This is a genomic window from Streptomyces sp. B6B3 (assembly GCF_039871525.1).
In the GTDB taxonomy this organism is placed as follows: Bacteria; Actinomycetota; Actinomycetes; order Streptomycetales; family Streptomycetaceae; genus Streptomyces.
Map to the genome: position 1 here is coordinate 126,270 of NZ_JBDPLU010000014.1, position 24,730 is coordinate 150,999.

At 72.8% G+C, this 24,730-nt stretch carries 21 protein-coding genes; 19 read left to right on the top strand and 2 right to left on the bottom strand.

Annotated features, from left to right (window positions below):
• Window positions 1-67: 67 nt before the first annotated feature.
• Window positions 68-1,096, bottom strand: coding sequence for a LacI family DNA-binding transcriptional regulator (locus tag ABGB06_RS26150; protein ID WP_347593609.1), 1,029 nt, complete (start codon window positions 1,094-1,096; stop codon window positions 68-70).
• On the opposite strand from ABGB06_RS26150, the gene ABGB06_RS26155 reads away from it, so the two are divergent.
• The 14 genes from ABGB06_RS26155 to ABGB06_RS26220 all read left to right on the top strand — a co-directional run bounded on the left by ABGB06_RS26155 (window position 1,095) and on the right by ABGB06_RS26220 (window position 18,668).
• Complete coding sequence (locus tag ABGB06_RS26155) at window positions 1,095-1,406, top strand: hypothetical protein (RefSeq protein WP_347593611.1); 312 nt, start codon at window positions 1,095-1,097, stop codon at window positions 1,404-1,406. The genes ABGB06_RS26150 and ABGB06_RS26155 overlap by 2 nt on opposite strands.
• A gap of 177 nt (window positions 1,407-1,583) precedes the next feature.
• Window positions 1,584-2,507, top strand: a complete 924-nt coding sequence (locus tag ABGB06_RS26160) for a sugar ABC transporter permease (protein ID WP_347593613.1) — start codon at window positions 1,584-1,586, stop codon at window positions 2,505-2,507.
• Between the two features lie 6 nt (window positions 2,508-2,513).
• Window positions 2,514-3,452, top strand: a complete 939-nt coding sequence (locus ABGB06_RS26165) for a carbohydrate ABC transporter permease (protein ID WP_347593615.1) — start codon at window positions 2,514-2,516, stop codon at window positions 3,450-3,452.
• Between the two features lie 88 nt (window positions 3,453-3,540).
• A complete protein-coding gene (locus ABGB06_RS26170) occupies window positions 3,541-4,917 on the top strand; it encodes a sugar ABC transporter substrate-binding protein (protein WP_347593617.1) in 1,377 nt (458 codons plus the stop codon).
• Window positions 4,918-4,939: 22 nt separating this feature from the next.
• The gene (locus tag ABGB06_RS26175; protein ID WP_347593619.1) at window positions 4,940-7,009 is read left to right on the top strand and encodes a beta-galactosidase; all 2,070 of its coding nucleotides are present in this window, start codon (window positions 4,940-4,942) and stop codon (window positions 7,007-7,009) included.
• A gap of 170 nt (window positions 7,010-7,179) precedes the next feature.
• The gene (locus ABGB06_RS26180; RefSeq protein ID WP_347593621.1) at window positions 7,180-8,685 is read left to right on the top strand and encodes a serine/threonine-protein kinase; all 1,506 of its coding nucleotides are present in this window, start codon (window positions 7,180-7,182) and stop codon (window positions 8,683-8,685) included.
• Window positions 8,686-8,927: 242 nt separating this feature from the next.
• Complete coding sequence (locus tag ABGB06_RS26185; protein WP_347593623.1) at window positions 8,928-9,581, top strand: hypothetical protein; 654 nt, start codon at window positions 8,928-8,930, stop codon at window positions 9,579-9,581.
• A gap of 210 nt (window positions 9,582-9,791) precedes the next feature.
• The gene (locus ABGB06_RS26190) at window positions 9,792-10,793 is read left to right on the top strand and encodes a LacI family DNA-binding transcriptional regulator (protein ID WP_347593625.1); all 1,002 of its coding nucleotides are present in this window, start codon (window positions 9,792-9,794) and stop codon (window positions 10,791-10,793) included.
• A gap of 76 nt (window positions 10,794-10,869) precedes the next feature.
• Complete coding sequence (locus ABGB06_RS26195) at window positions 10,870-12,549, top strand: ABC transporter substrate-binding protein (protein WP_347593627.1); 1,680 nt, start codon at window positions 10,870-10,872, stop codon at window positions 12,547-12,549.
• 173 nt (window positions 12,550-12,722) lie between these two features.
• Window positions 12,723-13,952 (top strand): ABC transporter ATP-binding protein, encoded by a 1,230-nt coding sequence (locus tag ABGB06_RS26200; protein WP_347593629.1) that lies wholly within the window; start codon window positions 12,723-12,725, stop codon window positions 13,950-13,952.
• On the top strand, window positions 13,949-14,929 hold the full coding sequence (locus tag ABGB06_RS26205) for an ABC transporter permease (protein WP_347593631.1): 981 nt from the start codon (window positions 13,949-13,951) through the stop codon (window positions 14,927-14,929). Before ABGB06_RS26200 ends, ABGB06_RS26205 begins: the two co-directional genes overlap by 4 nt.
• 3 nt (window positions 14,930-14,932) lie before the next feature.
• Entirely contained in the window at window positions 14,933-15,961 is a 1,029-nt protein-coding gene (locus tag ABGB06_RS26210) for an ABC transporter permease (protein ID WP_347593633.1), read from the top strand.
• Complete coding sequence (locus tag ABGB06_RS26215; RefSeq protein WP_347593635.1) at window positions 15,958-17,202, top strand: ABC transporter ATP-binding protein; 1,245 nt, start codon at window positions 15,958-15,960, stop codon at window positions 17,200-17,202. Before ABGB06_RS26210 ends, ABGB06_RS26215 begins: the two co-directional genes overlap by 4 nt.
• A 50-nt stretch (window positions 17,203-17,252) precedes the next feature.
• The gene (locus tag ABGB06_RS26220; RefSeq protein WP_347593637.1) at window positions 17,253-18,668 is read left to right on the top strand and encodes a GH1 family beta-glucosidase; all 1,416 of its coding nucleotides are present in this window, start codon (window positions 17,253-17,255) and stop codon (window positions 18,666-18,668) included.
• Window positions 18,669-18,793: 125 nt separating this feature from the next.
• Here the strand turns inward: ABGB06_RS26220 and ABGB06_RS26225 are convergent, their stop codons facing one another.
• Window positions 18,794-20,020 (bottom strand): MFS transporter, encoded by a 1,227-nt coding sequence (locus tag ABGB06_RS26225; protein ID WP_347593639.1) that lies wholly within the window; start codon window positions 20,018-20,020, stop codon window positions 18,794-18,796.
• Window positions 20,021-20,058: 38 nt separating this feature from the next.
• Between ABGB06_RS26225 and ABGB06_RS26230 the strand changes: the two genes are divergently transcribed.
• The 5 genes from ABGB06_RS26230 (at window position 20,059) to ABGB06_RS26250 (ending at window position 24,726) form a co-directional block, all read left to right on the top strand.
• The gene (locus ABGB06_RS26230) at window positions 20,059-20,631 is read left to right on the top strand and encodes a CGNR zinc finger domain-containing protein (protein ID WP_347593641.1); all 573 of its coding nucleotides are present in this window, start codon (window positions 20,059-20,061) and stop codon (window positions 20,629-20,631) included.
• Window positions 20,632-20,712: 81 nt separating this feature from the next.
• On the top strand, window positions 20,713-21,981 hold the full coding sequence (locus ABGB06_RS26235; protein WP_347593643.1) for a DUF4032 domain-containing protein: 1,269 nt from the start codon (window positions 20,713-20,715) through the stop codon (window positions 21,979-21,981).
• Window positions 21,982-22,036: 55 nt separating this feature from the next.
• Window positions 22,037-22,822, top strand: coding sequence for a DNA-formamidopyrimidine glycosylase family protein (locus tag ABGB06_RS26240; RefSeq protein WP_347593645.1), 786 nt, complete (start codon window positions 22,037-22,039; stop codon window positions 22,820-22,822).
• A gap of 114 nt (window positions 22,823-22,936) precedes the next feature.
• Window positions 22,937-23,929, top strand: coding sequence for an ATP-binding cassette domain-containing protein (locus tag ABGB06_RS26245; protein ID WP_347593647.1), 993 nt, complete (start codon window positions 22,937-22,939; stop codon window positions 23,927-23,929).
• Window positions 23,926-24,726, top strand: a complete 801-nt coding sequence (locus ABGB06_RS26250) for an ABC transporter permease (protein WP_347593649.1) — start codon at window positions 23,926-23,928, stop codon at window positions 24,724-24,726. Before ABGB06_RS26245 ends, ABGB06_RS26250 begins: the two co-directional genes overlap by 4 nt.
• Window positions 24,727-24,730 lie beyond the last annotated feature (4 nt).

Sequence of the window (24,730 nt, forward strand, 5' to 3'; positions counted from 1 at the left end):
CGCCGGCCGCCCCGCGTTTCTCTCCGTCCGCGCCCGTTCGTCGCGCGCGTCTTCGTGCCGATCACCCTCATTCCGTGCGCCCTGATTCCCCCTGGCCGGCCGCCGGAGGCGGGGCCGTGCTGGCGCGGACCACCATGTGGGTGGGCACCACGCTGGTGCCGGCGCCCGGCGCGCCCTCCTCCGCGGCCGCGTGGATCTTGCGCAGCACGTCCTCCACCAGCAGCCGGCCGACCTCGGCGAAGTCCTGGTGGATGGTGGTCAGCGGGGGAGTGAAGGAGGCCGCCTCGGGGATGTCGTCGAAGCCCACCACGCTGACGTCGCGCGGCACCTGGCGGCCCCGCTCGTGCAGCGCGCGCAGCAGGCCGAGCGCCATCTGGTCGTTGGCCGCGAACACGGCGGTGCAGTCGGGCTCGTCCGCGAGCCGCAGCCCGGCGTGGTAGCCGGACTCCGCCGACCAGTCGCCGCGTACCGGCGGCGGCACCGCGCGGCCCGCAGTCTCCAGCGTGTCCTGCCAGGCGGCGGCCCGCCGGTTGGCCGCGAACGACTCGGCGGGTCCGGCGAGGTGCCACACCGTCTCGTGTCCGAGGTCGAGCAGATGGCGCACGGCCTCCCGGCTGCCGCCCGCCTGGTCCGTGTCCACCACGCTGTAGCGGTCGCCGGCGTCCGAATCGGCCACCGCGACCTGCACCCCGGGCGGCAGCGACACCGTCGCGGCGTCCATCAGGTGCACCTCCATGATCACGATGACGGCGTCCACCGCGAGTTCGCCGAGCCGGGTGAACGCACCGCGCACACCGTCCTGGGTGGGGACGGCGACGGGCAACAGCGTGACCGCGTAGCCCTGCCGGGCGGCCGAGGTCGCGATGGCCTCCAGGGTGCGCATGTTGCCGGTGGTGGCGAGCGTGAAGAGGATGACGCCGAGGGTGCGGAACTCGCCCCGTTTCAGGGCGCGGGCGGCGCTGTTGGGTCGGTAGCCCAGCTCCGCCATGGCCCGCAGCACCTGCTGCCGGGTCGTCTCCACCACGCCGGGGTGGCCGTTGGAGACCCGGGAGACGGTCTGCGAGGAGACCCCCGCCCGCCGCGCCACGTCCGCCATGGACACCCGCCGCCCGCGCCGCGCGGCCGGCACCCCGCCCCTCGCCCCCGAAGCCACGCCCCCCGCGGACCCCGTCGCCTCCGCCGGCCGCCCCGGCTCCGCCGGCCCCGCCGCCTTCGCGGAACCCGTCGCCGCCGCCGGCCGCGCCGGCTCCGCGGTCCCCTTCGACGCCACTGACTCCGCCGCCTTCGTGGACCTGGCTGGCTCCGCCGGCCCCGCCGCCTTCGCGGAACCCGTCGCCGCCGCCGGCCGCGCCGGCTCTGCCGGCTCCGTTTCCGAGGCTCGCGCGGCAAGCGCCTGCGCGGGCTGAGTGGACTCCCGCACGCCCGCCTCCCCTTCGCCATCGCACGGCCGACGCCTCTTGACGCCCGCCACTGAGCAGTGTAAATATCACGCCCAACAATGTTTACGCAAACATCGTCGAGATCGATCATTTTCCACCACGACATCGACCTGTGACCTTCCGACGGACCCAGCGAGGAACCACATGACGACGCTGTCACCGCCCGCGGCCGCGGCCCGTTCCGCACCGTCCCGCCGCGCCAGCCGCCGCCGCGCCTGGGTCGGGTGGGGTTTCATCGGCCCGTTCATGGCGGTGTTCGGCCTGGTCTTCCTGGCCCCGATCGCCTACTCGATCTACCTGAGCCTCTACCGCGACCAGCTGATCGGCGGCACCCAGTACGTCGGCCTGGAGAACTACCAGGACGTGCTGGACGACGCGAAGTTCTGGGAGGGGCTGGTCCGCGTCGGGCTCTTCCTCTGCGTCCAGGTCCCGATCATGCTGGGCATCGCGATGCTCGTCGCCCTGGCCGTCGACTCCGGGCGGCTGTACGGCAAGAGCTTCTTCCGCATCACGATCTTCCTGCCCTACGCCGTGCCCGCCGTCGTCGCCGCCCTCATGTGGGGCTTCATGTACGGCACCCGCTTCGGCCTGGTCGGCAACATCAACGACGCCTTCGACATCGAGCTCCCGAACCCCCTCTCCGCCGGCCTGGTACTCGCCTCCATAGGCAACATCGTGACCTGGGAGTTCGTCGGCTACAACATGTTGATCTTCTACTCCGCGCTGCGCGTGATACCCCACACCCTCTACGAGGCCGCGGAGATCGACGGCGCCAGCCAGTTCCGCGTGGTCACCGCCATCAAGCTCCCCGCGCTGCGCGGCGCCCTCGTCATAGCCACCATCTTCTCGATCATCGGCAGCTTCCAGCTCTTCAACGAGCCGAGCATCCTGCAGAACCTGGCGCCCAACACCATCACGACCGAGTTCACCCCCAACCTCTACGCCTACTCCCTGGCGTTCAACGGCCAGCAGCACAACTACGCGGCCACCGTCGCGATCGTCATGGGCCTGGTCACCATGATCATCGCCTACGTCGTGCAACTGCGCGGCATGCGAAAGGACGCGTGATCAGCGATGGGCACCCCGGCTGTTGCCTCACCCCGTACCCGTCCCCGGTCCGCCTCCCCGCTGCGCACCCCGCGCCGCGCGCGCCGCCTGCACCCCGTCTCCCGGCCGCGCCGCAGCATCACGCTCACGCTGCTCACCGGGCTGGTGCTGCTCTACGCGCTCGTGCCGCTGCTGTGGCTCCTCATCAACTCCACCAAGACCCAGCCCAGCCTGATGGACTCCTTCGGGCTCTGGTTCAGCGGCGACTTCGCGCTCTTCTCCAACATCGGCGACACGCTGACCTACGACGACGGCGTGTTCGTGCGCTGGCTGCTGAACACCCTGCTGTACGTCGCCCTCGGCGCCGGCGGGGCGACGATGCTGGCCGTGCTCGGCGGCTACGCGCTGGCCAAGTTCGACTTCCCCGGCAAGCGCGCCGTCTTCGCCGTCATCATCGGCGCCGTCGCCGTGCCCGGCACGGCCCTGGCCGTTCCGACGTTCCTGATGTTCAGCGAGATGAGCCTGACCAACACCCCCTGGGCGGTCATCATCCCCTCCCTCATCTCGCCCTTCGGCCTCTATCTGATGTGGGTCTTCGCCACCGACGCGATCCCCACCGAACTGCTGGAGGCCGCCCGCATCGACGGGGCGGGCGAGTTCCGCACCTTCGTCAGCGTCAGTCTGCCGCTGCTGGCGCCCGGCATGGTCACGGTGCTGCTGTTCAGCATGGTCCACACGTGGAACAACTACTTCCTGCCGCTGATCATGCTCAAGGACCCGGACTGGTACCCGCTGACCCTGGGCCTGAAGTCATGGAACGACCAGGCCGCCACCGCCGGCGGCGAGGCGATCTTCAACCTCGTCATCACCGGCTCCCTCCTCACCATCATCCCGCTGATCGCCGCCTTCCTCCTGCTGCAGCGCTACTGGCAGTCGGGGCTGTCCGCGGGCAGCGTCAAGCAGTAGCGCCGACCGGCCCGGCCCTCGGGCTCCTTCCCCCAACCCCTTCTGAATATTGACAAAACGAACAATCTGACAATGAAGTGAGAAACCCATGAGACGGACCACCACACCCCGCACCGGCGCCGGCCGGGGGCGGTCCCGCCGCCGGCTGGTCGCCGCGGCTGCCGCGACCTGTGCCCTTTCCCTGGCCATGGCCGCCTGCGGCTCCGACGACGACTCCGCGGACGGCGGCTCCCCCGACGACGTCGAGGCGGCCCTGGAGGAGGGTGGCAAGCTCACCGTCTGGGCGTGGAGCACGACCATTCGCGAGGCCGCCGAGGCGTTCGACGAGGCGCACGACAACATCACCGTCGAACTGGTCAACGCCGGCACCAACCAGGACCAGTACGTCGCCCTGCAGAACGCCATCGACTCCGGCAGGGGAGTGCCGGACGTGGCGCAGATCGAGTACTACGCCCTGCCGCAGTACGCGATCGCCGAGTCCGTCACCGACCTCAGCTCCTTCGGCGCCAACGAGCTGGAGGGCACCTTCACCCCCGGCACCTGGAACTCCGTCCACCCTGGCGGCGGGGAGGGCATCTACGGCATGCCCGTGGACTCCGGCCCGATGGCGATGTTCTACAACAAGACGGTCTTCGACGAGGCCGGCATCGAGGTCCCCACCACGTGGGAGGAGTACGTGCAGGCGGCCCGCGACCTCCGTGCCGCCGACTCCGACTCCTACATCGCCTCCGACACCGGCGACGCCGGCTTCACCACCAGCATGATCTGGCAGGCCGGTGGCCAGCCCTACCAGGTCGACGGAACCAACGTCACCATCGACTTCGCCGACGAGGGCTCCCAGCGGTTCGCCGACACCTGGCAGCAGCTCATCGACGAAGACCTCACGACCGACGTCACCGGTTGGACCGACGAGTGGTACCAGGCCCTCGGCGACGGCACCATCGCGACGCTCGTCACCGGCGCCTGGATGCCGCCCAACTTCGAGTCCGGCGTGGCGAACGCCTCCGGCGACTGGCGCGTGGCCCCCATGCCCCAGTGGGAGGACGGCGGCGACTTCGTCACCGCCGAGAACGGCGGCAGCTCGCTCGCCGTGCTGGAGGCCAGCGAGAAGAAGCCCCTGGCCTACGCCTTCGCCGAGTACATGACCGTCGGCGAGGGGTCGCAGGTCATGCACGACCTGGGCTCCTTCCCCGCCGACACCGCCACCCTGGAGTCCGAGGAGTTCCTCAACAAGGAGTTCGAGTACTTCGGCGGCCAGCGGGCCAACGAGATCCTTTCCGAGTCCGCTGCCAGCGTCGTCCCGGGCTGGTCGTACCTGCCCTACCAGGTCTACGCCAACTCCATCTTCAACGACACGGTCGGTCAGGCGTACGTCTCGGACACCACCCTCGCCGAGGGCCTGCAGGACTGGCAGAGCCAGTCCGAGACGTACGGCAACGACCAGGGTTTCACCGTCAACCCGTAGGCACCCCCCGCAAGGAGAGCTCATGTCCCCCGCCCCCTCGCCCGGCCGCTGGCTGCGCTGGCCCGACGGCGAAACGACCCCCCGTTTCGCCTACGGAGCCGACTACAACCCGGAGCAGTGGCCGCGCGAGGTGTGGCCGGAGGACGTCGCGCTGATGCGTGAGGCGGGCGTGACCGTCGTCTCGCTCGCCATCTTCTCCTGGGCCAGGATCCAGCCGGCCGAGGACACCTGGGACTTCGGCTGGCTGGACGAGGTCATGGACCTGCTGCACGCGGGCGGCATCGCGGTGGACCTGGCCACCGCGACCGCCTCTCCGCCGCCCTGGTTGACCGCCCGGCACCCGGAGATCCTGCCGGTCACCGCCAGCGGCGAGACGGTCTGGCCGGGCGCCCGCCAGCACTGGCGGCCCACCTCGCCGGTCTTCCGCGAGCACGCGCTGCGCCTGGTCGACGCGCTCGCCCGCCGGTACGCCGACCACCCGGCGCTCGCCGCCTGGCACGTCAACAACGAGCTCGGCTGCCACAACGTCTACGACTACTCCGACGACGCGGCCCGCGCCTTCCGCGCCTGGGCGCGCGCCAGGTACGGCAGCCTGGACGCGCTCAACCACGCCTGGGGCACGGCGTTCTGGTCGCAGCGCTACACCGACTGGGAGCAACTCCTGCCGCCCCGGCTCGCCGCCTCCCACCCCAACCCCACCCAGCAGCTCGACTTCAAGCGCTTCTCCTCGGACGCGCTGCTCGACCATCTCCGCGCGGAACGCGACGTGCTGCGCCGCCTGACCCCCGAGGTGCCGGTCACCACGAACTTCATGGTGATGGGCGAGACCCGGGGCATGAACTACGCCGACTGGGCCGCCGAGGTCGACTTCGTCGCCAACGACCACTACGTGCTGCCAGGACCGCAGGCGCTCGACGAGCTGTCGTTCTCCGCCAACCTCACGGGGCACCTGGCCGGCGGGCGCCCGTGGTTCCTCATGGAGCACGCCACCAGCGCGGTCAACTGGCAGCCCGTCAACCTCGCCAAGGAGCCGGGCGAACTGGCCCGCGACTCGCTGCTGCACGTGGCGCACGGCGCCGACGCGGTGTGCTTCTTCCAGTGGCGCCAGTCCGCGGCCGGGGCCGAGAAGTACCACTCCGCGATGGTCCCGCACGCCGGTTCGGACAGCGAGGTCTTCCGGTCGGTGGTCGCCCTCGGCCGGCAGCTCGCGGAGCTCGCCCCGCTGGTCGGCTCGGGCCGGCACCCCGCCCGCGCGGCGATCCTCTTCGACTGGGAGTCGTGGTGGGCCAGCGAGCAGGACTCGCACCCCACCTCCCGGCTGCGCTACCGCCAGGAGGCTCTGGACTGGTACTCGGCGTTCCTCGCGCTCGGCGTCCGCGCCGACGTGATCCCGGTCGGCGCCGGCCTCCACGGCTACGACGTCGTGGTGGCGCCCGTGCTGCACCTGGTGCCGGGCCCGTTGGCCAAGGAGCTCACCCGCTACGTCGAGGGCGGCGGCCACCTGGTGACCACCTACTTCTCCGGGATCGTGGACGAGAACGACCACGCCTGGCTCGGCGGCTATCCGGGGGCGCTGCGCGACCTGCTGGGCATCCGGATCGAGGAGTTCGCCCCGCTGCCCGACGGCGCCGCGGTCGCGCTGGACGACGGAACCGAGGCGGGCCTCACCGGCACGCTCTGGTCGGACCGCGTCGAGCTCACCGACCCCACCGCCGAGGTGCTGGCCAGCTACGCCTCGGGCGCGCTGGCCGGGCGCCCCGCCGTCACCCGGCGCGGCACCGGGGCCGGTTCGGCCGCCTACGTGTCCACCCGGCTGGGCGTCGAGGGCCTGACCGGCGTGCTGGCCCGGCTGCTCGACGCCGCCGGGGTGACCGCCGAACTGCCGGAAGCGGCCCGCGGACGCGTCGAGTTGGTGGTGCGCGCCGACGCCGAGGCCGCCTACTGGTTCCTGGTGAACCGCACCGCGGAACCCGTCGAGGTGCCGGACGTCGCCGGCGACCTGCTGGCCGGCCGCCGCTCCGGCGCCGCCCCCGACGCCCCCGTCCGCCTCGACCCCCGCGGCGTCGCGGTGTTGCGCCGGCCCCTGGGGTAGGGTCCGCCTCCCTCGGAAACGTTACCGACGCCTGCCTGACAGGGGCTGCGGGCCGGTTCCCACGGCGGCACCCTGATCTGGCAGGCTGCTGACCGCGAGGTGCGGGCAGGGCTGAACTCCGCCGGTGCGCCAGCGAGGACAGGAATGCCCTGAACAGGGGAGGCGTAGCAGTGCGGGACCAGCTCCTGGGGGGCCGTTACCGGTTGGTGCGAGACGTCGCCAAGGGCGGAATGGGGCAGGTGTGGGAGGCGCGGGACGAGACCCTGGGCCGGCCCGTCGCGGTCAAGGTGATCTCCCTGCTCTCCGGCGGCGGAAGCGACGGCGACGAGGCACGTGCCAGGTTCCTGCGCGAGGCGCGGATCACCGCCCGGCTGCAGCACCCCAACATCGTGACGATCCACGACCTCGGCGAGACCGGCACCGAGGGCGACAGGGTCCCGTTCCTGGTGATGGAGCTGGTCCGAGGCGAGGGCCTGGACGCGACGCTTCGCCAAGGAGGCGTCGTCAGCCTGCCGGACGCGGCCCGATGGGGCGCCCAGATATGCGACGCGCTCGCCGAGGCGCACGACGCCGGAATCATGCACCGGGACATCAAGCCGTCCAACATCCTCGTCACGCCCTCCGGCGCCGTGAAGGTCCTCGACTTCGGCATCGCGAGGGCGGCCGATCCCCACGCGACCTCGGACCGCCTCACCCAGACCGGCTTCATCGTGGGCACACCCCCGTACATGGCCCCCGAACAGGCACGCGGCTTCCCCGAACCACGCAGCGACCTGTACGCCCTCGGCTGCCTGCTCTTCGAGCTGATCACCGGCCGGCTGCCCTTCCAGGCCCCCGACACCCTCGGCTACCTCACCGCCCACCTCACGGAGGATCCGCCCACCCCCAGCTCGGTGCGCGCCGGCATCCCCTCCGCCTGGGACGACCTCGTGCTGACCCTGCTGCACAAGGACCCCACCCAGCGGTACCCGAACGCCGCCGACCTCTCCCACGCGCTGCGACACCTCGACCGCGCCCCCGGACCCGAATCCCCAGTCCAGGGGACCACTCCACCCCCCACCACTCCAGCCACGGCTCCGCTCCCGCCCACCGGCGCCGCCTCCGACGCGCGCGCCGACGGCCCGGTGCCGGCCTCCAGCACCCCACCGTCGCCACCGCACGCGCCCGCCTCAGCACCGGTCGCCCGGCGGGTGTTCACCACCGTGCGGCAGCGGCGCGCGGAGACCTGGACCGCCTTCAGCGCGGGACTCGTCGGAATCGGCGTGTCCAGCACCGCGCTCGCGGCCACCCCGTGGGGTCCGGTCGTCGGCTGGATCCCGCTCCTGCTGGGACCCGTGCTGCTGCGCGCGCCGTTTCGCGCGTTGCGGGGAAAGCTGGAGATCCACCAGCACCATCTCAGCGCCCACTGGCACTACGGCCGCCGAACCCAGATCGCGTGGCCGTGGATCCGGCAGATTCGCGTGGTCCCCGTCGACCGCCCGGGACCCTCGACACAGCGCTGTGGCATGGAGATCGAACTCGACCCGGCGGCCCACACCCCACTCGGCGCCGGGCCGTTCACCCAGCTGCCGGACCGGGAGCGACCCACCTACTGGTTCGGCGAGGTCGAGACGTCACCCGGCCGGCTGGCCGCCGCGCTCAAGCAGCACCTCCCGCAACGCACCCGGATCGGCTGATCCGGCGGCCGCCCACGGTGACCGTCGCGCACCAACAGCGGTGCGGAGCGGGGTCTGACCGACTCATCCGACGGTGTTCGCGATCGCCGGCAGGAGGTGGCTGAGATGCGGCCCGCGACATCGCAGGAGCGACCGCCTTCGTTATGGCGCAACCGGGACTACATGTGCTGGTTCAGCGGCAACGCCGTGTCGTATCTCGGCAACCAGATCTCCGCCATGGCCTGCGCTACACCATGGCCTGGGTGGCGGTCGCCAACCTGGTCGGGAACAGCTTCATGCTGCTGGTCGTGGCCCTGCTCGCCTCGCGCGGGGCCACCCCCGAGGTGATCGGGGTGACCAACGCCGGCGTGCTGGCCGGCGGCATCGCCGGTGCCCTGTTGGCCGGCGCGATCCTGCGCAGGATGAGGGCCCTGCGCGTCTTCCAACTGGGCGGCTGGATCTACGTGGTGAGCCTGGCCACCGCCGCGGTCGTGCCGGCACCGTGGCAGATCGGCCTGGCCGCGGCGGCGTTCACCTTCGCCTCGGTGCCGACCGTCACGGTGTTCGAGGCGTACACCGCGCGACTGATACCCGACCGGCTGGTCGGCCGGGTCAGCGCCATCTCCGCGTTCTGCGCCCAGTCGCTGACCTGGTTGGGCATGCTGCTGGCCGGCTGGCTGGCAAGCGAGTTCGGCGCCACGGTCGCGGCGTTGTGCTTCGCCGCCATCCTCGTACCGCTCGCGATCGCCGGACACCTGGCCAGGTCCCTCGCGCTCCTCCGGACTCCGCTGCACCTGGTCGAGGAGATACCGGTGGCGGGCCGCGGTGGGCTGGAACGAGGAGACGAGCAGAAGAGGGACCGATCCACACCGCCGCCGCCTCCCCGCGGAGGCCGCGGTTCTGGTCCAACCACCTGAGCGGCGAGGGGCGTTCGCGGCTCGCCCCTTCACTTCTCGAACGCGAACCCGGCTCGCGCCGCGCGTCCAAGAGATTCTGACGTGATGTATTGACGACTCCCGGGGATGGCGGTTAACTCCCACGCACCACGCCGGAACCGGTTCCGGAACCGGTGTCGGCACTGCCGTCGCACGCCCGCGGCGGCCCCGTCCGCGCGGGAAGGAGTCCCCATGCGTGTCACCATCGCCGACGTCGCCCGCACCGCGGCCGTCAGCAAGACCACGGTCTCGCGCGTGCTCAACGGCAAGGCCGAGGTGGACGCCGAGACCGCAGACCGGGTCCGTGCCGTCATCGAGGAACTCGGCTACGTGCCCAGCTCCCGGGCCGTCGCCCTGTCCCGCGGCAGCAGCCGCACCCTCGCCATGCTGGTGCCCTCCCTGACCTGGCCCTGGATGGGCGAGGTGCTCCAGGGCGTCGCCGACACGGTGGAGGACGCCGGCTACGGCCTGCTGCTGTTCACCTGCAACCGCGGCGAGGACTCCATGGCCCAGTTCACCAGCCAGGTGTCCGCCCGGGCCTTCGACGGCGTGCTGGTCATCGAGCCGGAGAACACGCTGCGTTCCATCGCCGCCCTGCACCACCAGGGCCTGCCGCTGGTGCTCATCGACGACCGCGGCCAGCGCCCCGACTTCCCGTCCGTCGCCACCACCAACGCCGAGGGCGCCGCCTCGGCCGCCGCCCACCTGCTGGCCTCCGGGCGCAGCGCGCCGCTGGTCATCAGCGGGCCGCAGCGCTTCGGCTGCGTCCGGGACCGGCTGACCGGGTTCCTCGACGTGCTGCGCGAACACGGCGTGCAGCAGCCGAGGGCCCGCATCATCGAGGGCGACTTCACCATCGACTCGGGGCAGTTCGCCATCGAGCGGGCGCTCGCCGAGGGCCTGCCCTTCGACTCCGTCTTCGCCCACAACGACCTCAGCGCCACCGGCGCGCTGTACGCCCTGCGCGCCGCGGGACGGCGGGTGCCCGAGGACGTCGCGCTGGTCGGCTTCGACGACGTGCCGATCGCCTCCTACACCGAGCCGTCGCTCACCACCGTGCGCCAGCCGATGCGGGCGATGGGCGAGGCCGCCGCCCGCCGGGTGCTCGACCACCTGAACGGGGTCACCCCGCTGGAGGCGGCGCCCGTGGTGCTCCCGACCCAGCTGGTCGTCAGATCCTCCGCCCCCGGCTGACATCCCCCGCCTCGCGCCCCGGCACGACCGTCCGGCACCGCCGCAGGACCCATCGCCACGAAGCCTGGGAGTTCCCATGAGAGTCCGAGCGCGAACGATCAGATCCACCACGGCCACCACCGGAAGCCTGCTCGTCCTCACGCTGCTGGCGGGCTGCTCCGGCGCCGCGGGACCGCAGGGCCCGGGCAGCGCCGGCGGCGGCGTGCTGACCATCGGCATGCCCAACGGCCCGCAGGCCAACAACAGCAACCCGCTGCTCGACACCTCGGCCAGCGCCTCGCTCGGCTACCGGGCCATGATCTACGAGCCGCTGGCCGTGACCAACAGCGTCCGCCCCGAACAGGACCCCAAGCCCTGGCTGGCCGAGTCCTGGGAGTGGAACGCGGACCACACCGAGGTGGCCCTCACCATCCGCTCGGGCCCCACCTGGTCGGACGGCGAGACGTTCGACGCCGCGGACGTCGCCTTCACCTTCGAGATGCTGATGGGCAACGACGCGCTGAACATGTACAGCCTGCCGTTCGAGGACGTCGCCCGCGAGGGCGACACCGTGACGCTCAGCTTCGGATCCCCGCAGTACGTCAACGAGTTCCGGATCCTCGACACCTACATCGTCCCCGAGCACATCTGGTCCCAGGTCGAGGACCCCGCGGCGTTCGAGAACCAGGAGCCCGTCGGCACCGGCCCGTTCGTCCTGGAGAGCTTCACCCAGCAGGCCGTCACCCTGACCCGCAGGGACAGCTACTGGCAGGACCTGCCGGCGGTCGAGGAGCTGCGCTACACCTCGTACAACGACAACAACGCGCAGACCACCGCCCTGGCCAACGGCGACTGCGACTGGTCGTGGGTCTTCATCCCCAACTACGAGCAGGTCTACGTCGAACGCGACGCCGAGCACAACGACCTGTGGTTCCCCACCGGCCTGAGCATCGACGCGCTCTGGGTCAACAACGAGGTCGAGCCCTTCGACGACCCCGAACTGCGCCGCGCGATGTCCATGGTGATCGACCGTGCGGCCATCAGCGAACAGGCCGAGGCCGGGCTCTTCCCCGCCCTCACCTCGCCCACCGGACTGCCGATGCCGGCCGGAGAAACGTTTCTCTCCGCGGAGTACGCCGACGCCGGGCTGTCCGTCGACGTCGAGGGCGCCCAGCAGGTGCTGCGGGACGCCGGGTACCAGCTGGACGGGGACACCCTGCGCACTCCCGAGGGCGATCCGGTCACCCTGACCCTCACCGACCCCGCCGGCTGGTCCGACTACCTCACCGCGCTGTCGATCATCGACGACAACCTGGCCGCCATCGGCATCGACGCGAAGGTCGAGACGCAGACCGCGGACGCCTGGACCAACGCGGTCAACGAGGGCGAGTTCGAGGCCACCCTGCACTGGACCAACGGCGGCGCCACCCCGTACGACATGTACCAGCACATCATGGACGGCACCCTCTACCAGCCGGTCGGCGAGGCCGCGCCCGGCGGCAACTTCGCCCGCTTCCGGAACGACGAGGCCGACCGGGCGCTCCGCGACTACGCCGAGGCCACCGACGAGGCGGTGCGCGCCGAGGCGCTGGACACCCTCCAGCGGGTGATGGCCGAGGAGGTGCCGGTCATCCCGACGGTGGCCAGGCCCGCGGGCGCCGAGTACCGCATCGAGAGCTGGACCGGGTGGCCCGACGCGGACGACCCCTACGCCAACCCGCAGCCGACCCAGCGCGGCGCCCTCGACATCGTGCTCCAGCTGGAGCCGGCCGCCTGATCCGCGGCCGGCCCCCCACACCGGCTGACGCCGGCCCGTAACGCGCCCGCCCCCGCCTTCCCTCCCACGCCAGCCCATGGCGGGGGCGGGCGTCCCACCGCCGACCGCTCGACCGACCGCTCGACCGACACACGACAGGACGCACGACAGGCCCCCCGACAGGACTTCCGCCCATGGCCCACGCTGCAGAGCCACCCGACGTCGTCCTCCAGGCGCGAGGACTCACCAAGCACTTCCTGGCCAGGCGCGGCCCGCGCGGTCTGGCCGGCCGGGACCGCCCGGTGGTGCACGCCGTCGACGACGTGTCGCTGACCCTCCGCCGCGGCCGGGTGACCGCCCTGGTGGGCGAGTCGGGCTCCGGGAAGTCGACCGTCGCCCGGCTCCTCGCCCAGCTCCACCCGGCGACCTCGGGTGAGCTGCTGCTGGCCGGTCGCCCGGTGCGCGCCGCCCGCGGCGGCCGGGCGTTCCGCGCCTACTGCCGGCAGGTGCAGCTCATCTTCCAGGATCCGTTCGGCTCGTTGAACCCGACGCACACCGTCAGGTACCACCTGACCCGGGCGCTGCGGATCCACGGCCGCGCCGGCCGGACCGCGGCGGACCGGGAGCGGGCGCTGGCCGAACTGCTCGCCCGGGTGCAGCTGACGCCGGCCCGGCGCTACCTCGAGGCGTTCCCGCACGAGCTGTCCGGCGGCCAGCGGCAGCGGGTGGCGATCGCCCGCGCGATGGCCGCGGAGCCCCGGGTGCTGCTGGCCGACGAACCGGTGTCCATGCTGGACGTCTCGATCCGGCTCGGCGTCCTGAACCTCCTTCGAGACCTGAAGGAACGACTCGACCTCGCCGTCCTCTACATCACCCACGACATCGCCTCGGCCCGGTACTTCGCCGACGAGACGCTGGTGATGTACGCCGGCCGGATGGTCGAGGGCGGGGACAGCGAGACCGTCACCCAAAGGCCCGCCCACCCGTACACCCGGCTGCTCGTCGGCTCGGCACCCGACCCCGACCGGATCCTCGGCACCGGCGGCGCCGCCCGCACCGCCGGCGCCGGGGGTCCGGCCGGCACGCCCGCCCCGGGCACGCCCGAGAGCACCACGGGCCCCGAGCACCTCGAAGACCCCGAGCACCCCGACGACCCCGAGCACCCCGACGACCCCGAGCACCCCGAAGACCCCGAGGATGCCGAGGACCTGGACGCCGCCGGCGAGCCGCCCAGCCTGATCAGCCCGCCCGCCGGCTGCCGCTTCCATCCGCGCTGCCCCACGGCCATGGACCGCTGCCGCACCGACCAGCCGCCGCGTTTCGACCTGCCGGACGGCCAGTGGGCGGCCTGCTGGCTCTACGACGGGACCACCGAGGCCGCCGCCGCCGCGTCGGCGCCGGCTCCCCGGGAGGCCCCGGCATGAGATACCTCCTGCAACGCCTGGGCTTCTACCTGCTCACCGCGTGGGCCGCCATCACCATCAACTTCTTCGTCCCGCGGCTGATGCCGGGCGACCCGGTGCAGTCGCTGATCAACCGCTACCAGGGCCAGTTGAGCACCCAGGCGATCGACTCGCTGCGTACCCTCTTCGGCCTGGACAACGACAGCTCGCTCTGGCAGCAGTACCTCGACTACTGGGCCAACCTCCTCCGGGGCGACCTGGGCACCTCGTTCACCTACTTCCCGGCCGGCGTCGCGGACATCATCGGCCAGTCCATGCCCTGGACCCTCACCCTGATGGGCATCACCACGGTCCTCAGCTTCCTGCTCGGCACCGTCATCGGCGTCTACGTCGGCTGGCGGCGCGGCTCCTGGCTGGACGCGCTGCTGCCGGTCACCACCTTCATCTCCGCCATCCCGTACTTCTGGCTCGGGCTGATCGCCATCGCGCTGTTCGCCGTCCAGTGGCAGGTCTTCCCCGCGGCCGGCGGCTACGAGAGCGGCCTGGTGCCGGGCCTGGACTGGGAGTTCGTCTCCAGCGCCCTGTACCACGGCGCGCTGCCCGGCATCACCATCGTGGTCAGCGCGGTCGCCGGGTGGATCCTCGGCATGCGCAACATGATGGTGTCGGTCTCCGCCGAGGACTACGTGCTGGTCGCGCACGCGAAGGGACTGCCGGAGCGGCGCGTGATGTTCGCCTACGCGGCCCGCAACGCGATCCTGCCGAACATCTCCAACTTCGCGCTCTCGCTGGGCTTCATCGTCGGCGGCACCCTGCTGGTCGAGATGGTCTTCTCCTATCCGGGCATCGGCTACGTGCTCTTCCAGGGCGTCAACGCCAAGGACTACGCGCTGATGCAGGGCGTCTTCCTGCTCATCACCCTGGCCGTGCTCGCCGCGAACCTGCTGGCCGACCTGGTCTACCTGCTGCTCGACCCACGCACCCGACGGGAGGCGTAGCGCATGGCACTCCAAGCGACGGAGCCCGAGGTGCCCCTCGACACCGCCGGCGGGGCCGGCGCCACGGCGGCCGGGCGCCGCGACCGGCTGCGCTTCCTGCGCAACCCGAAGACCGTCACCGGCCTGGCCATCCTGGGCGTCTTCGTGCTGCTCGCGGTCGCCGGCTCCTGGCTGGCGCCGCACGACCCGTCGGCGCGCGGCGACGAACTGCTCCAGCCGCCGTCCTGGCAGCACCCGTTCGGCACCACCCAGACCGGGCAGGACATCTTCTCGCAGATCCTGGTCGGCACCCGCGGCGTGCTGGTGGTCGGCTTCCTGGCCGCGGCCATCGCCACGGTGCTCGGCGTCATCGTCGGAGTGACCGCCGGCTATCTCGGCGGCGTCGGCGACGACCTGCTGTCCTCGGTGAGCAACGTCTTCCTGGTCATCCCCGGGCTGCCGCTGATCATCATCATCACCAGCCTGCTGCCGGACACCAACGACCTGACCATCGCCCTCGTCATCGGCCTGACGTCGTGGGCCTGGGGGGCGCGGGTGCTGCGCGCCCAGACGCTCTCGTTGCGCGGTCGCGACTACGTGCAGGCGGCCCGCGCCACCGGCGAGTCCACCTGGCGGATCATCGTCTGCGAACTGCTGCCCAACCTCACGCCCGTCATCGCCTCGGGGTTCGTCGGCACGGTCATCTTCGCGGTGCTCGCCGAGATCACCCTGGCGTTCATCGGCGTCGCCGACATCTCCCACTGGAACTGGGGCACGGTGCTGTTCTGGGCGCAGAACAACCAGGCGCTGGCCCAGGACGCCTGGTGGTGGTTCGTGCCCGCGGGGCTGTGCATCGCGCTGCTCGGCACCGCGCTCTCGTTGATCAACTTCGGCATCGACGAGTTCGTCAACCCCCGGCTGCGCTCGCAGGGCCGGGCGGGGCGCGGGGTCCGGATGCGGGTCGGCTTCACGCCGGTCGTCCGCGCCCCGCGCGGGACTCCCGTGCGGGACGCCCCGCGGACCGGGACCATTCGGAAGGACAGCCAGCCATGACTCTGCCCGCGACGCCTCCCCCCGCGCCCGGCCCGACCCCCGGCGCCGCGTCCGAGCCGGCCGCGCCTGAGCACACCCCGCCCGGGCCGGTGGCGTCCGAGCCGGCGGCGTCCAGGTCGTCCGTGTCCGGGCCGGTGGCGTCCGAGTCCGCCGCGCCCGGGTCGTCCGTGTCCGGGCCGGCCGTCGAGTCCGCCGTGCCCAACCCGGTTCCGCCGGGCCCGCCGGGCCCGCCCGTGCTGGAGATCCGCGGCCTCCGCGTCGACTACGGCGTCGGGCCCGGCGCGGTGCGCGCGGTCCGCGACGTGGACCTCACGCTGCACCGCGGCGAGGTGCTCGGCCTGGCCGGCGAGTCGGGCAGCGGCAAGTCCACCCTGGCCTACGGCCTCACCCGGCTGCTGCCGCCGCCGGGCGTCGTGACCGGCGGGGAGGTGCGCTACCACCGGCGCGACGGCGGCCAGGTCGACATCCTCGAACTGTCGCCGCGGCGGCTGCGCGCGTTCCGCTGGCAGGAGATCTCGCTCGTCTTCCAGGGCGCGATGAACTCCCTGAACCCGGTGCACAGCGTGCGCGCCCAGCTCACCGACGTGCTCAGGGCGCACCGGCCCGGCATGGGCCGGGCCGAGCGCGCCGCCCGCGCCGCCGAACTGCTCGCCCTGGTCGGCATCTCCGCCGACCGCCTCGGCAGCTACCCGCACCAGCTCTCCGGCGGCATGCGGCAACGCGTCATGATCGCGATGGCGCTCGCCCTGGATCCGGAGATCGTCATCCTCGACGAGCCCACCACCGCCCTCGACGTGGTGATGCAACGGCAGATCCTGCGCCAGCTCGGCCGGCTGCGCCGCACGTTGGGCTTCGCGGTCGTCTTCATCACCCACGACATCTCGCTGCTCGTCGAGTACTCCGACCGGATCGCCATCATGTACGGCGGCCGTATCGTCGAACAGGCGAGCGCCAGGGACCTGTACGCCGACGCGCTCCACCCCTACAGCGGCGGCCTGTTGCACTCCTTTCCCGCGCTGCACGGGCCGCGCCGGGAGCTGTCCGGCATCCCGGGCTCGCCCCCCGACCTGACCGCGATGCCGCCGGGCTGCGCCTTCCACCCGCGCTGCCCGCTGGCGTTCGAGCCCTGCGCGCACCGGGTGCCGGCGCTCGCCGCACCCGCAGTCCGTCCAGCATCCGACGGTCCGGAGCCCGCGGGCGCCGGCCGCAGCGTCGCCTGCTGGCTGCACGCCGACCACTGACCACCCACGGGCCCGCAGGGCCCGCCCGACCGGGAGCGATCCACCACGCCATGACTGCCACCGCCAAGTCGTCCCCCGACCTCGCCGCCGCCCCCGCGCCGGCCGCCATCCCCGAGCTGTCCGCCGACTTCCGCTGGGGCGTGGCCACCTCCGCCTACCAGATCGAGGGCGCGGCGGACGCCGACGGCCGCACCCCGTCCATCTGGGACACGTTCTGCCGGGTGCCCGGCGCCGTGGTCCGGGGCGAGAACGGCGACGTCGCCTGCGACCACTACCACCGGACGGCGGAGGACCTCGCCGTCATCGCCGGCCTGGGCGTGGACTGCTACCGCTTCTCGCTGTCCTGGCCGCGCGTCCAGCCGGGCGGGCGCGGGCCGGCCAACCCGCGCGGCATCGCGTTCTACGACCGGCTGGTGGACGGCCTGCTGGAGCGCGGCATCACCCCGTGGCTGACGCTCTACCACTGGGACCTGCCGCAGGAACTGGAGGACGCGGGCGGCTGGCCGGCCAGGGACACCGCCCACCGGTTCGCCGAGTACGCCGAACTCGCGTACCGGGCGCTCGGCGACCGGGTGACGCACTGGACCACGCTGAACGAGCCGTGGTGCTCCGCGATGCTGGGCTACGCCGAGGGCGTGCACGCCCCGGGCCGCCGGGACTTCGGCGCCGCCATGAGCGCCGTGCACCATCTGCTGCTCGGCCACGGCCTGGCCGCGGGGCGGCTGCGCGACCTGGCGCGCGGGCCGTTGGAGCTGGGCATCACCCTGAACCTCGGCCGCGGCACCCCGGCCACCGACGCCCCGGCGGACCGCGAGGCCGCCCGCCGGGCCGACGGCCTGGGCACCCGCCTCTACCTCGATCCGCTGGTGCACGGCCGCTATCCGGAGGACGTGGTCGCGGACCTGGCGGCCCGGGACGTCACGCTGCCGGTGCGGGACGGCGACCTGGCGGCGATCTCCGCGCCCCTGGACGTGCTCGGCGTCAACTACTACAGCAGCCACCAGTTCTCCGGCACCACCGAGGACGGCGCCACCACCGGCGAGGACGGCCTGCCCGTGGTGCGGGCGGTGCCGTTCGGGCGCCCCCGGACCGCCATGGACTGGGAGATCGTCCCCGAGGGACTGACCGAGCTGCTGCTGCGGCTGCACCGGGACTACGGCCTGCCGATGGTGATCACCGAGAACGGCGCCGCCTTCGATGACGTGGCGGAGGAGGACGGCGCGGTCCGGGACGTCGACCGCATCGGCTACCTCGACCAGCACCTGCGCGCGGTGGCCGCCGCCCGGGCCGGCGGCGCCCGGGTGGACGGCTACTTCGCCTGGTCGCTGCTCGACAACTTCGAGTGGGCCGAGGGCTACGGCAAGCGGTTCGGCCTGGTCAGGGTCGACTACGACACCCAGCGCCGGACGGTGAAGGACAGCGGCCACTGGTACCGGGAGACGGTCCGCCTGACCCGCGGCCGGTGAGCGCCCGCCGGGGGCGCGCCCGGCCCGGACCGTCATACCGGGTCGCCCGCGCCCCCGGCTCGCACCGCACGCGGCACGGGCGGCGTTCGTCGCCACCTGCCGGGTCCCTCCCGCACCGCGACCCGTCAGCCCCGCTCCACGCCCCGCACCAGGCGGTCGTTGCCCTTCTCGGCTCGGGGACCACGCCTGACCGCGGTGATCCAGGCGAAGGTGAGCACGGCGAGGACCTGGAATCCGGCGGCGGTCAGGAGGGCGCCGGACAGTGACCAGGTGGCGACCGGCCCGGCCAGACCGGCGCCGAGCGCGTAGGCGCTGAGCTTCAGGCTGGCGCCCGTGGTGAAGATCTGGCCGCGCAGCGCGGCGGGGGCCTCCCGATGACGCACCGCGAACAGGGCGGTGAGCTGGGGTCCTTCACCCATCCCGGCGAGCAGCATGGCGGCGACCAGCGGTACCGGCTGACCGGTCGCGGCGAGGAGCACCGCGGCGGCCAGCACGAGGGTGCTGCACCAGAGGAGGGTGTCCGGGCCTGTCAGGCGCGGGAAGCGGGAGAGCAGCGCGTTGGCCACCAGCGCCGAGACGGCCATCGCGGACAGGAGGAACGTCCCGGTGTCGGCCCCGCCGAGAACGCGCTCTCCGAGCAGGGGGACGCACACGAGCAGCATGCCCTCGCCCGCGCACGAGACGACCGAGACGGCGGTCGCGCGGGCCAGGGGCGGGGAGCGGAGGATGGCCCGGAGCCCGGCGGTGATGTCGGCGACGACCGACGCGTCGCGCGGGGTCCGCGGCCCGCCCGGGGCCGCGGGCAGCCGCCAGGCGGAGGGCAGCGCGAGGCAGATCAGGGCACAGGACGCCAGCATTCCGACCGACGGCTCGGACAGTAGCGTGACGGCCGCGACGAGTGCCGGGGCCACCACGCTCGCGAGGTCGAACGTCATGGCGTCGAGCGCGTTCGCGCGCGGCAGCTTCTCGGGCGTGACGACCCGAGGCAGCTGTGAGGTCCAGCCCGCGGACAGAGCTGGCCGCGCCAGGCCCGCGAACACCGCGATCAGGACCGTGCAGCCGAGAGGGAGACGGCCGAGGCTGGCGAGGATCACCAGCAGCGCCACCGCATAACCGGCGAGTGCGCCGGCCAGCAGGCGGCCCGGCCTGGCCGCCCTGTCGAGAAGCAGTCCGAGGACCGGGCCGCCGATCGCCGCCGTGATCGTGATTCCCGCGAGCAGGGACGAGGCCGAGGTGGCCGACCCGGTGACCGCGAGCCCCACCAGCAACAGCGAGGGTCCCGACATGTCGTCACCGGTGCGGGCGGTGACCACTCCGAGGAGATAGGACCCCCACGAGTAACGCTTCTTCATGCCCGTCACGTTACGCACGTAACTCAAAATCGCGCCACATGCGTTACATTGGGCTGGTGCCGCCTCGGAACGACGACTGGTCCACCCGGCATTCGGTGCTGGCGATGGCCCGCCGCACCGCCGCCCTCGTCAACGCTCTGACCGACGACAGCACCGGCACCGAGACGGTCGTGGCGGTGCTGCGGGAACATGGTGAGCTCGACCCCATCGACCTCACCGGCGACGGCGTCACCGAGATGCGCGGCGTCGCTCCCCGGCTGCACGCGGTCTTCGCCGCCGATCACCTCGACCTCGCGGCGGCTCGCCTGAACCGCCTCCTGTCGGAGAGCGCGGGCCCGCTCCGCCTCACCGCGCACGGCGGCCGCACGCCCTGGCACCCTCATCTGGACAGCGACGACGACGCGCCCTGGGGCGAGTGGTTCCTCGCCTCGTCCTGCCTCGCGTTGACCGTGCTGATCTGGGACCGTCAGCGCCCACCCGGGGGTGTCTGCGCGTCGCCGAGCTGCCGGAACGTCTACCTCACCCAGGGCAGTGGCCCGGCGCGCCGCTACTGTTCCCGTCGATGCGCGACGCGGGAACGGGTGGCGGCCCACCGCCGATCCCATGCGTGAACCCGGCGGCTTCCACGGCGCGGCGCCGCGAGTGGCGCGCTGGCGCGCGGTCGTCGGAGCGCCATGCCGCAGACTGGAGGCATGGACCTGCAGATCACCGCGACCGATCCGGAGCAGCCGGCCGCGCTGCTCGACCTGCCCTGGGACGTGCCGCTCACCGAGTGGCCGGAGAAGCACCTGGTGGCCCTGCCACGGGGTATCTCCCGACACGTGGTGCGCTTCGTGCGCGCCGGCAGCCAGGTCTTCGCCCTCAAGGAGGTCGGGGAGTGGGCGGCCGTGCGGGAGTACGGCCTGCTGCGCGACCTGGACCGGCTGGCCGTGCCCGCGGTGGACCCGGTGGCCGTGGTCACCGGCCGCGCCGACGCCACCGGCGAGGCCCTGGAGCCGGTGCTGATCACCCGGCAGCTGGTCGGCTCGATGCCGTACCGCTCGATGTTCGAGACCACCATGCGGCCCAGCACCATCAAGCGGCTCCTCGACGCCCTGGCCGTGCTGCTGGTCAGGCTGCACCTCAGCGGCTTCGCCTGGGGCGACTGCTCGCTGTCCAACACCCTGTTCCGCCGGGACGCGGGCGCGTACGCCGCGTATCTGGTGGACGCCGAGACCGGGCAGATCCAGCCCCGGCTGACCCGCGGCCAGCGGGACTACGACCTGGAGGTGGCGCAGGTCAACATCGTCGGCGAGCTGATGGACCTGGAGGCCGGCGGCTCGCTGCACCCCTCGGTCGACCCGGTGCACTTCGGCGAGGAGATCATGGCTCGCTACGGCGACCTGTGGCACGAGCTGACCCGCACCTCCGTCTACCCGAAGGACAAGCGGCACTACATCGACCGCCGGATCCGCCGGCTGAACGAGCTCGGCTTCGACGTCGCGGAGATGCAGATACAGCGCTCGCCCGGCGGGGACACCGTGACCTTCCTGCCCAAGGTGGTGGACGCCGGCCACCACCAGCGCCAGCTGCTGCGGCTGACCGGCCTCGACGCCGAGGAGAACCAGGCCCGCAGCCTGCTGAACGACCTGGAGGCCTGGATGGCCTCCCAGGAGGACTACGCGCCGGGCGACCCGCTGGGCGCCCGGCTGGAGGTGCTCGCGCACCGCTGGGTCCGCGACGTCTTCCGGCCGGCGGTCCGCGCCGTGCCCCAGGAGCTGCGGGACGGCATCGACGTCGCGCAGATCTTCCACGAGCTGCTGGAACACCGCTGGTACCTGTCCGAGCGCGCCCAGCGGGACGTCGGCATGGACGCCGCGGCCGAGGACTACGTGCGGTCCATCCTGCCGGTCCGCCCGCGTCCCGAGGCGTCCCTCGCCGAAGCCCGGGCCGAACCGGAACCCGCGCCCGAGGGCGCCTGAGGGCGCCGAACGCCTGAGAACGGCGGGACCCGGCCCGGCGGCGTACCGTGGAGGAATGCCCGAACTGCCGGATGTCGAGGGATATCGACGGATCCTGGCCGACGAGGGGGAGGGCCGGCGCGTCGACGAGGTCCGGGTGGCGGATCCCGGGGTGCTGCGCGAGGTGACCCCGGGCCGCCTGCGCCGGGCGTTGCGCGGCCGCCGGATCGAGGCGGCGGACCGGCACGGCAAGTGGCTGGTGGCCCGCACCGACGGCCCGGCGTTGCTGCTGCACTTCGGCATGACCGGACGGCTGGTCGGCTGCCCCGCCGACGATCCGCCGCACCGGCACGACCGGGTCGTCTTCGACCTGGACGACGGGCGGCAGTTGCGCTTCCGCGACCAGCGCAAGCTCCAGGGGATCCGGCTGGCCGGCGACCGGGCCGCGGTGGACCGGCTGCTGGCCGGCCAGGGGCCCGACGCGTTGTCCGTGGACGCCGCGGGACTCGACCGGCTGCTGGCCGGGCGGCGCGCCGGCGTCAAGGCGGTGCTGACCGACCAGTCCGTGCTCGCCGGGCTGGGGAACCTGCTGGCCGACGAGATCCTGTGGCGGGCCCGGATCCACCCCTCCCGGCGGACCGACGGGCTCGACCGGGCGGAGCGTCGCCGGCTGGCCGACGCGATGCGCCGGGTGCTCCGCGATTCGGTGCGGGCCGGGCACGTGCCGACCGCTGGGGTCTGGTTGACGGCGCATCGGGACGATGCCGAGCCGACCTGTCCGCGCTGCGGCGGGCCGCTGCGGCGCGACCGGATCGCCGGCCGCACCACCGCGTGGTGCCCGCACTGCCAGCCGCCGCCCTGACCGCCCACGTGCCGGACGCGCCGGCCCGGACGCGCCGGCCCGGATGCGCCGGTCCGGATGCGGGGGAGGGGCCGCCCGCCGATAGTGGGGGAACGGGGAGGGAGGAGTCGCCCCGTGGGCCACGCGATCCAGGCCGAGGGACTGGTGAAGTGCTTCGGCGAGACGACGGCCCTGGCCGGGGTGGACTTCCGCGCCCCGCCCGGCACCGTGCTCGGCCTGCTCGGGCCGAACGGCGCCGGCAAGACCACCGCCGTGCGGGTGCTGGCCACGCTGCTGCAACCGGACGGCGGCCAGGCCAGCGTCGGCGGCTTCGACGTCTGCCGCGACCCACACCGGGTGCGCCAGCTGATCGGCCTGACCGGCCAGTACGCCTCGGTGGACGAGTCCCTCACCGGCCAGGAGAACCTGCTGCTGATCGGCCGGCTGCTCGGCATGCGCCGCGCCGACGCCCGGCGGCGGGCCCGGGAGCTGCTGGAGCGGTTCGGGCTGGCCGACGCCGCCGGACGCGCGGTGAACACCTACTCGGGCGGCATGCGCCGCCGCCTGGACCTGGCCGCCAGCCTCGTCGGCCAGCCGCCGGTGCTCTTCCTGGACGAGCCGACCACCGGGCTCGACCCGCGGGCCCGCACCGAGCTGTGGGAGCTGATCCGGCGGCTGGTGTCCGAGGGCACCACCGTGCTGCTGACCACCCAGTACCTGGACGAGGCCGACGAACTGGCCGACGAGATCGTGGTCATCGACCGGGGCGAGGTGATCGCCCACGGCACCCCGGACGAGCTGAAGGACCAGACCGGCGGCCGGACCCTCGCCGTGCAGCCGGCGGACGCCGCGCACGTTCCGCGGGTCCGCGCGACGGTGGCCGAGCTGACCGGCGCCGAGCCGCGGGTGAAGGGGAACCGGGTGACCGCGCCGGTCACCGACCCCGGAGTGCTGCCCGCCGTGGTGCGGCGGCTGGACGACGCGGGCGTCCTGGTCACGGAGTTGGCGCTGCGCGGCTCCAGCCTCAATGAGGTGTTCCTGACCCTGACCGGCCGTCCGACGACGCGGGAGCCGGGCGCCGAGCCCGCCGCCGGCGCCGGGCGGGGAACGGAGCGGGAGACGACATGAACGGCGACGCGGAGCGGCTCGCGCCCCGGGTGACGCTGGCCCAGGGCCTGCGGCAGACCCTCACACTGGCCTGGCGCACCGTCATCCAGGTCCGCCACAACCCGTACGAGCTGAGCGACTTCAGCATCCAGCCGATCATGTTCGTGCTGCTGTTCACCTACGTCTTCGGCGGCGCGATCGCCGGTTCGGTCGACGACTACCTGACCTTCATGCTGCCCGGCATGCTCGTGATGAACATGCTGTTCGTCACCCTCTACGTGGGCCAGGGCCTCAACACCGACGTCACCAAGGGCGTCTTCGACCGGCTGCGCTCGCTGCCCATCGCCCGCTGGGCGCCGCTGGCCGGCCGGATCGCCGCCGACCAGGTGAAGCAGGCCTGGTCGGTCGTGCTGGTGCTCGGCGTCGGGCTGCTGCTCGGCTTCCGGCTCGGCGCGCCGGGACCGTTGGGGATGCTCGGCGCCGGCGCGCTGCTGCTGTTCTTCGCGCTCGCCTTCTCCTGGGTGGCGGTGCTGGTCGGGCTGCTCGCCAAGGACGCCGAGCGGGTGCAGATCTTCGGCTTCACGGCGCTGTTCCCCATCACCTTCGTCAGCAACGTGTTCGTGCCGACCGAGACGATGCCCGGCTGGCTCCAGGCGTGGGTCAGGATCAACCCGGTGACCGTGCTGGCCGAGGCCTGCCGCGGCCTGATGCTCGGCGGCCGGGTGGCCACCCCGCTGCTGCAGTCGGTGGCCTGGGCCATCGCCATCGCCGCGGTCTTCGCGCCGTTGTCCGTGCTGGTCTTCAAGCGCAGGGTGTGACCGG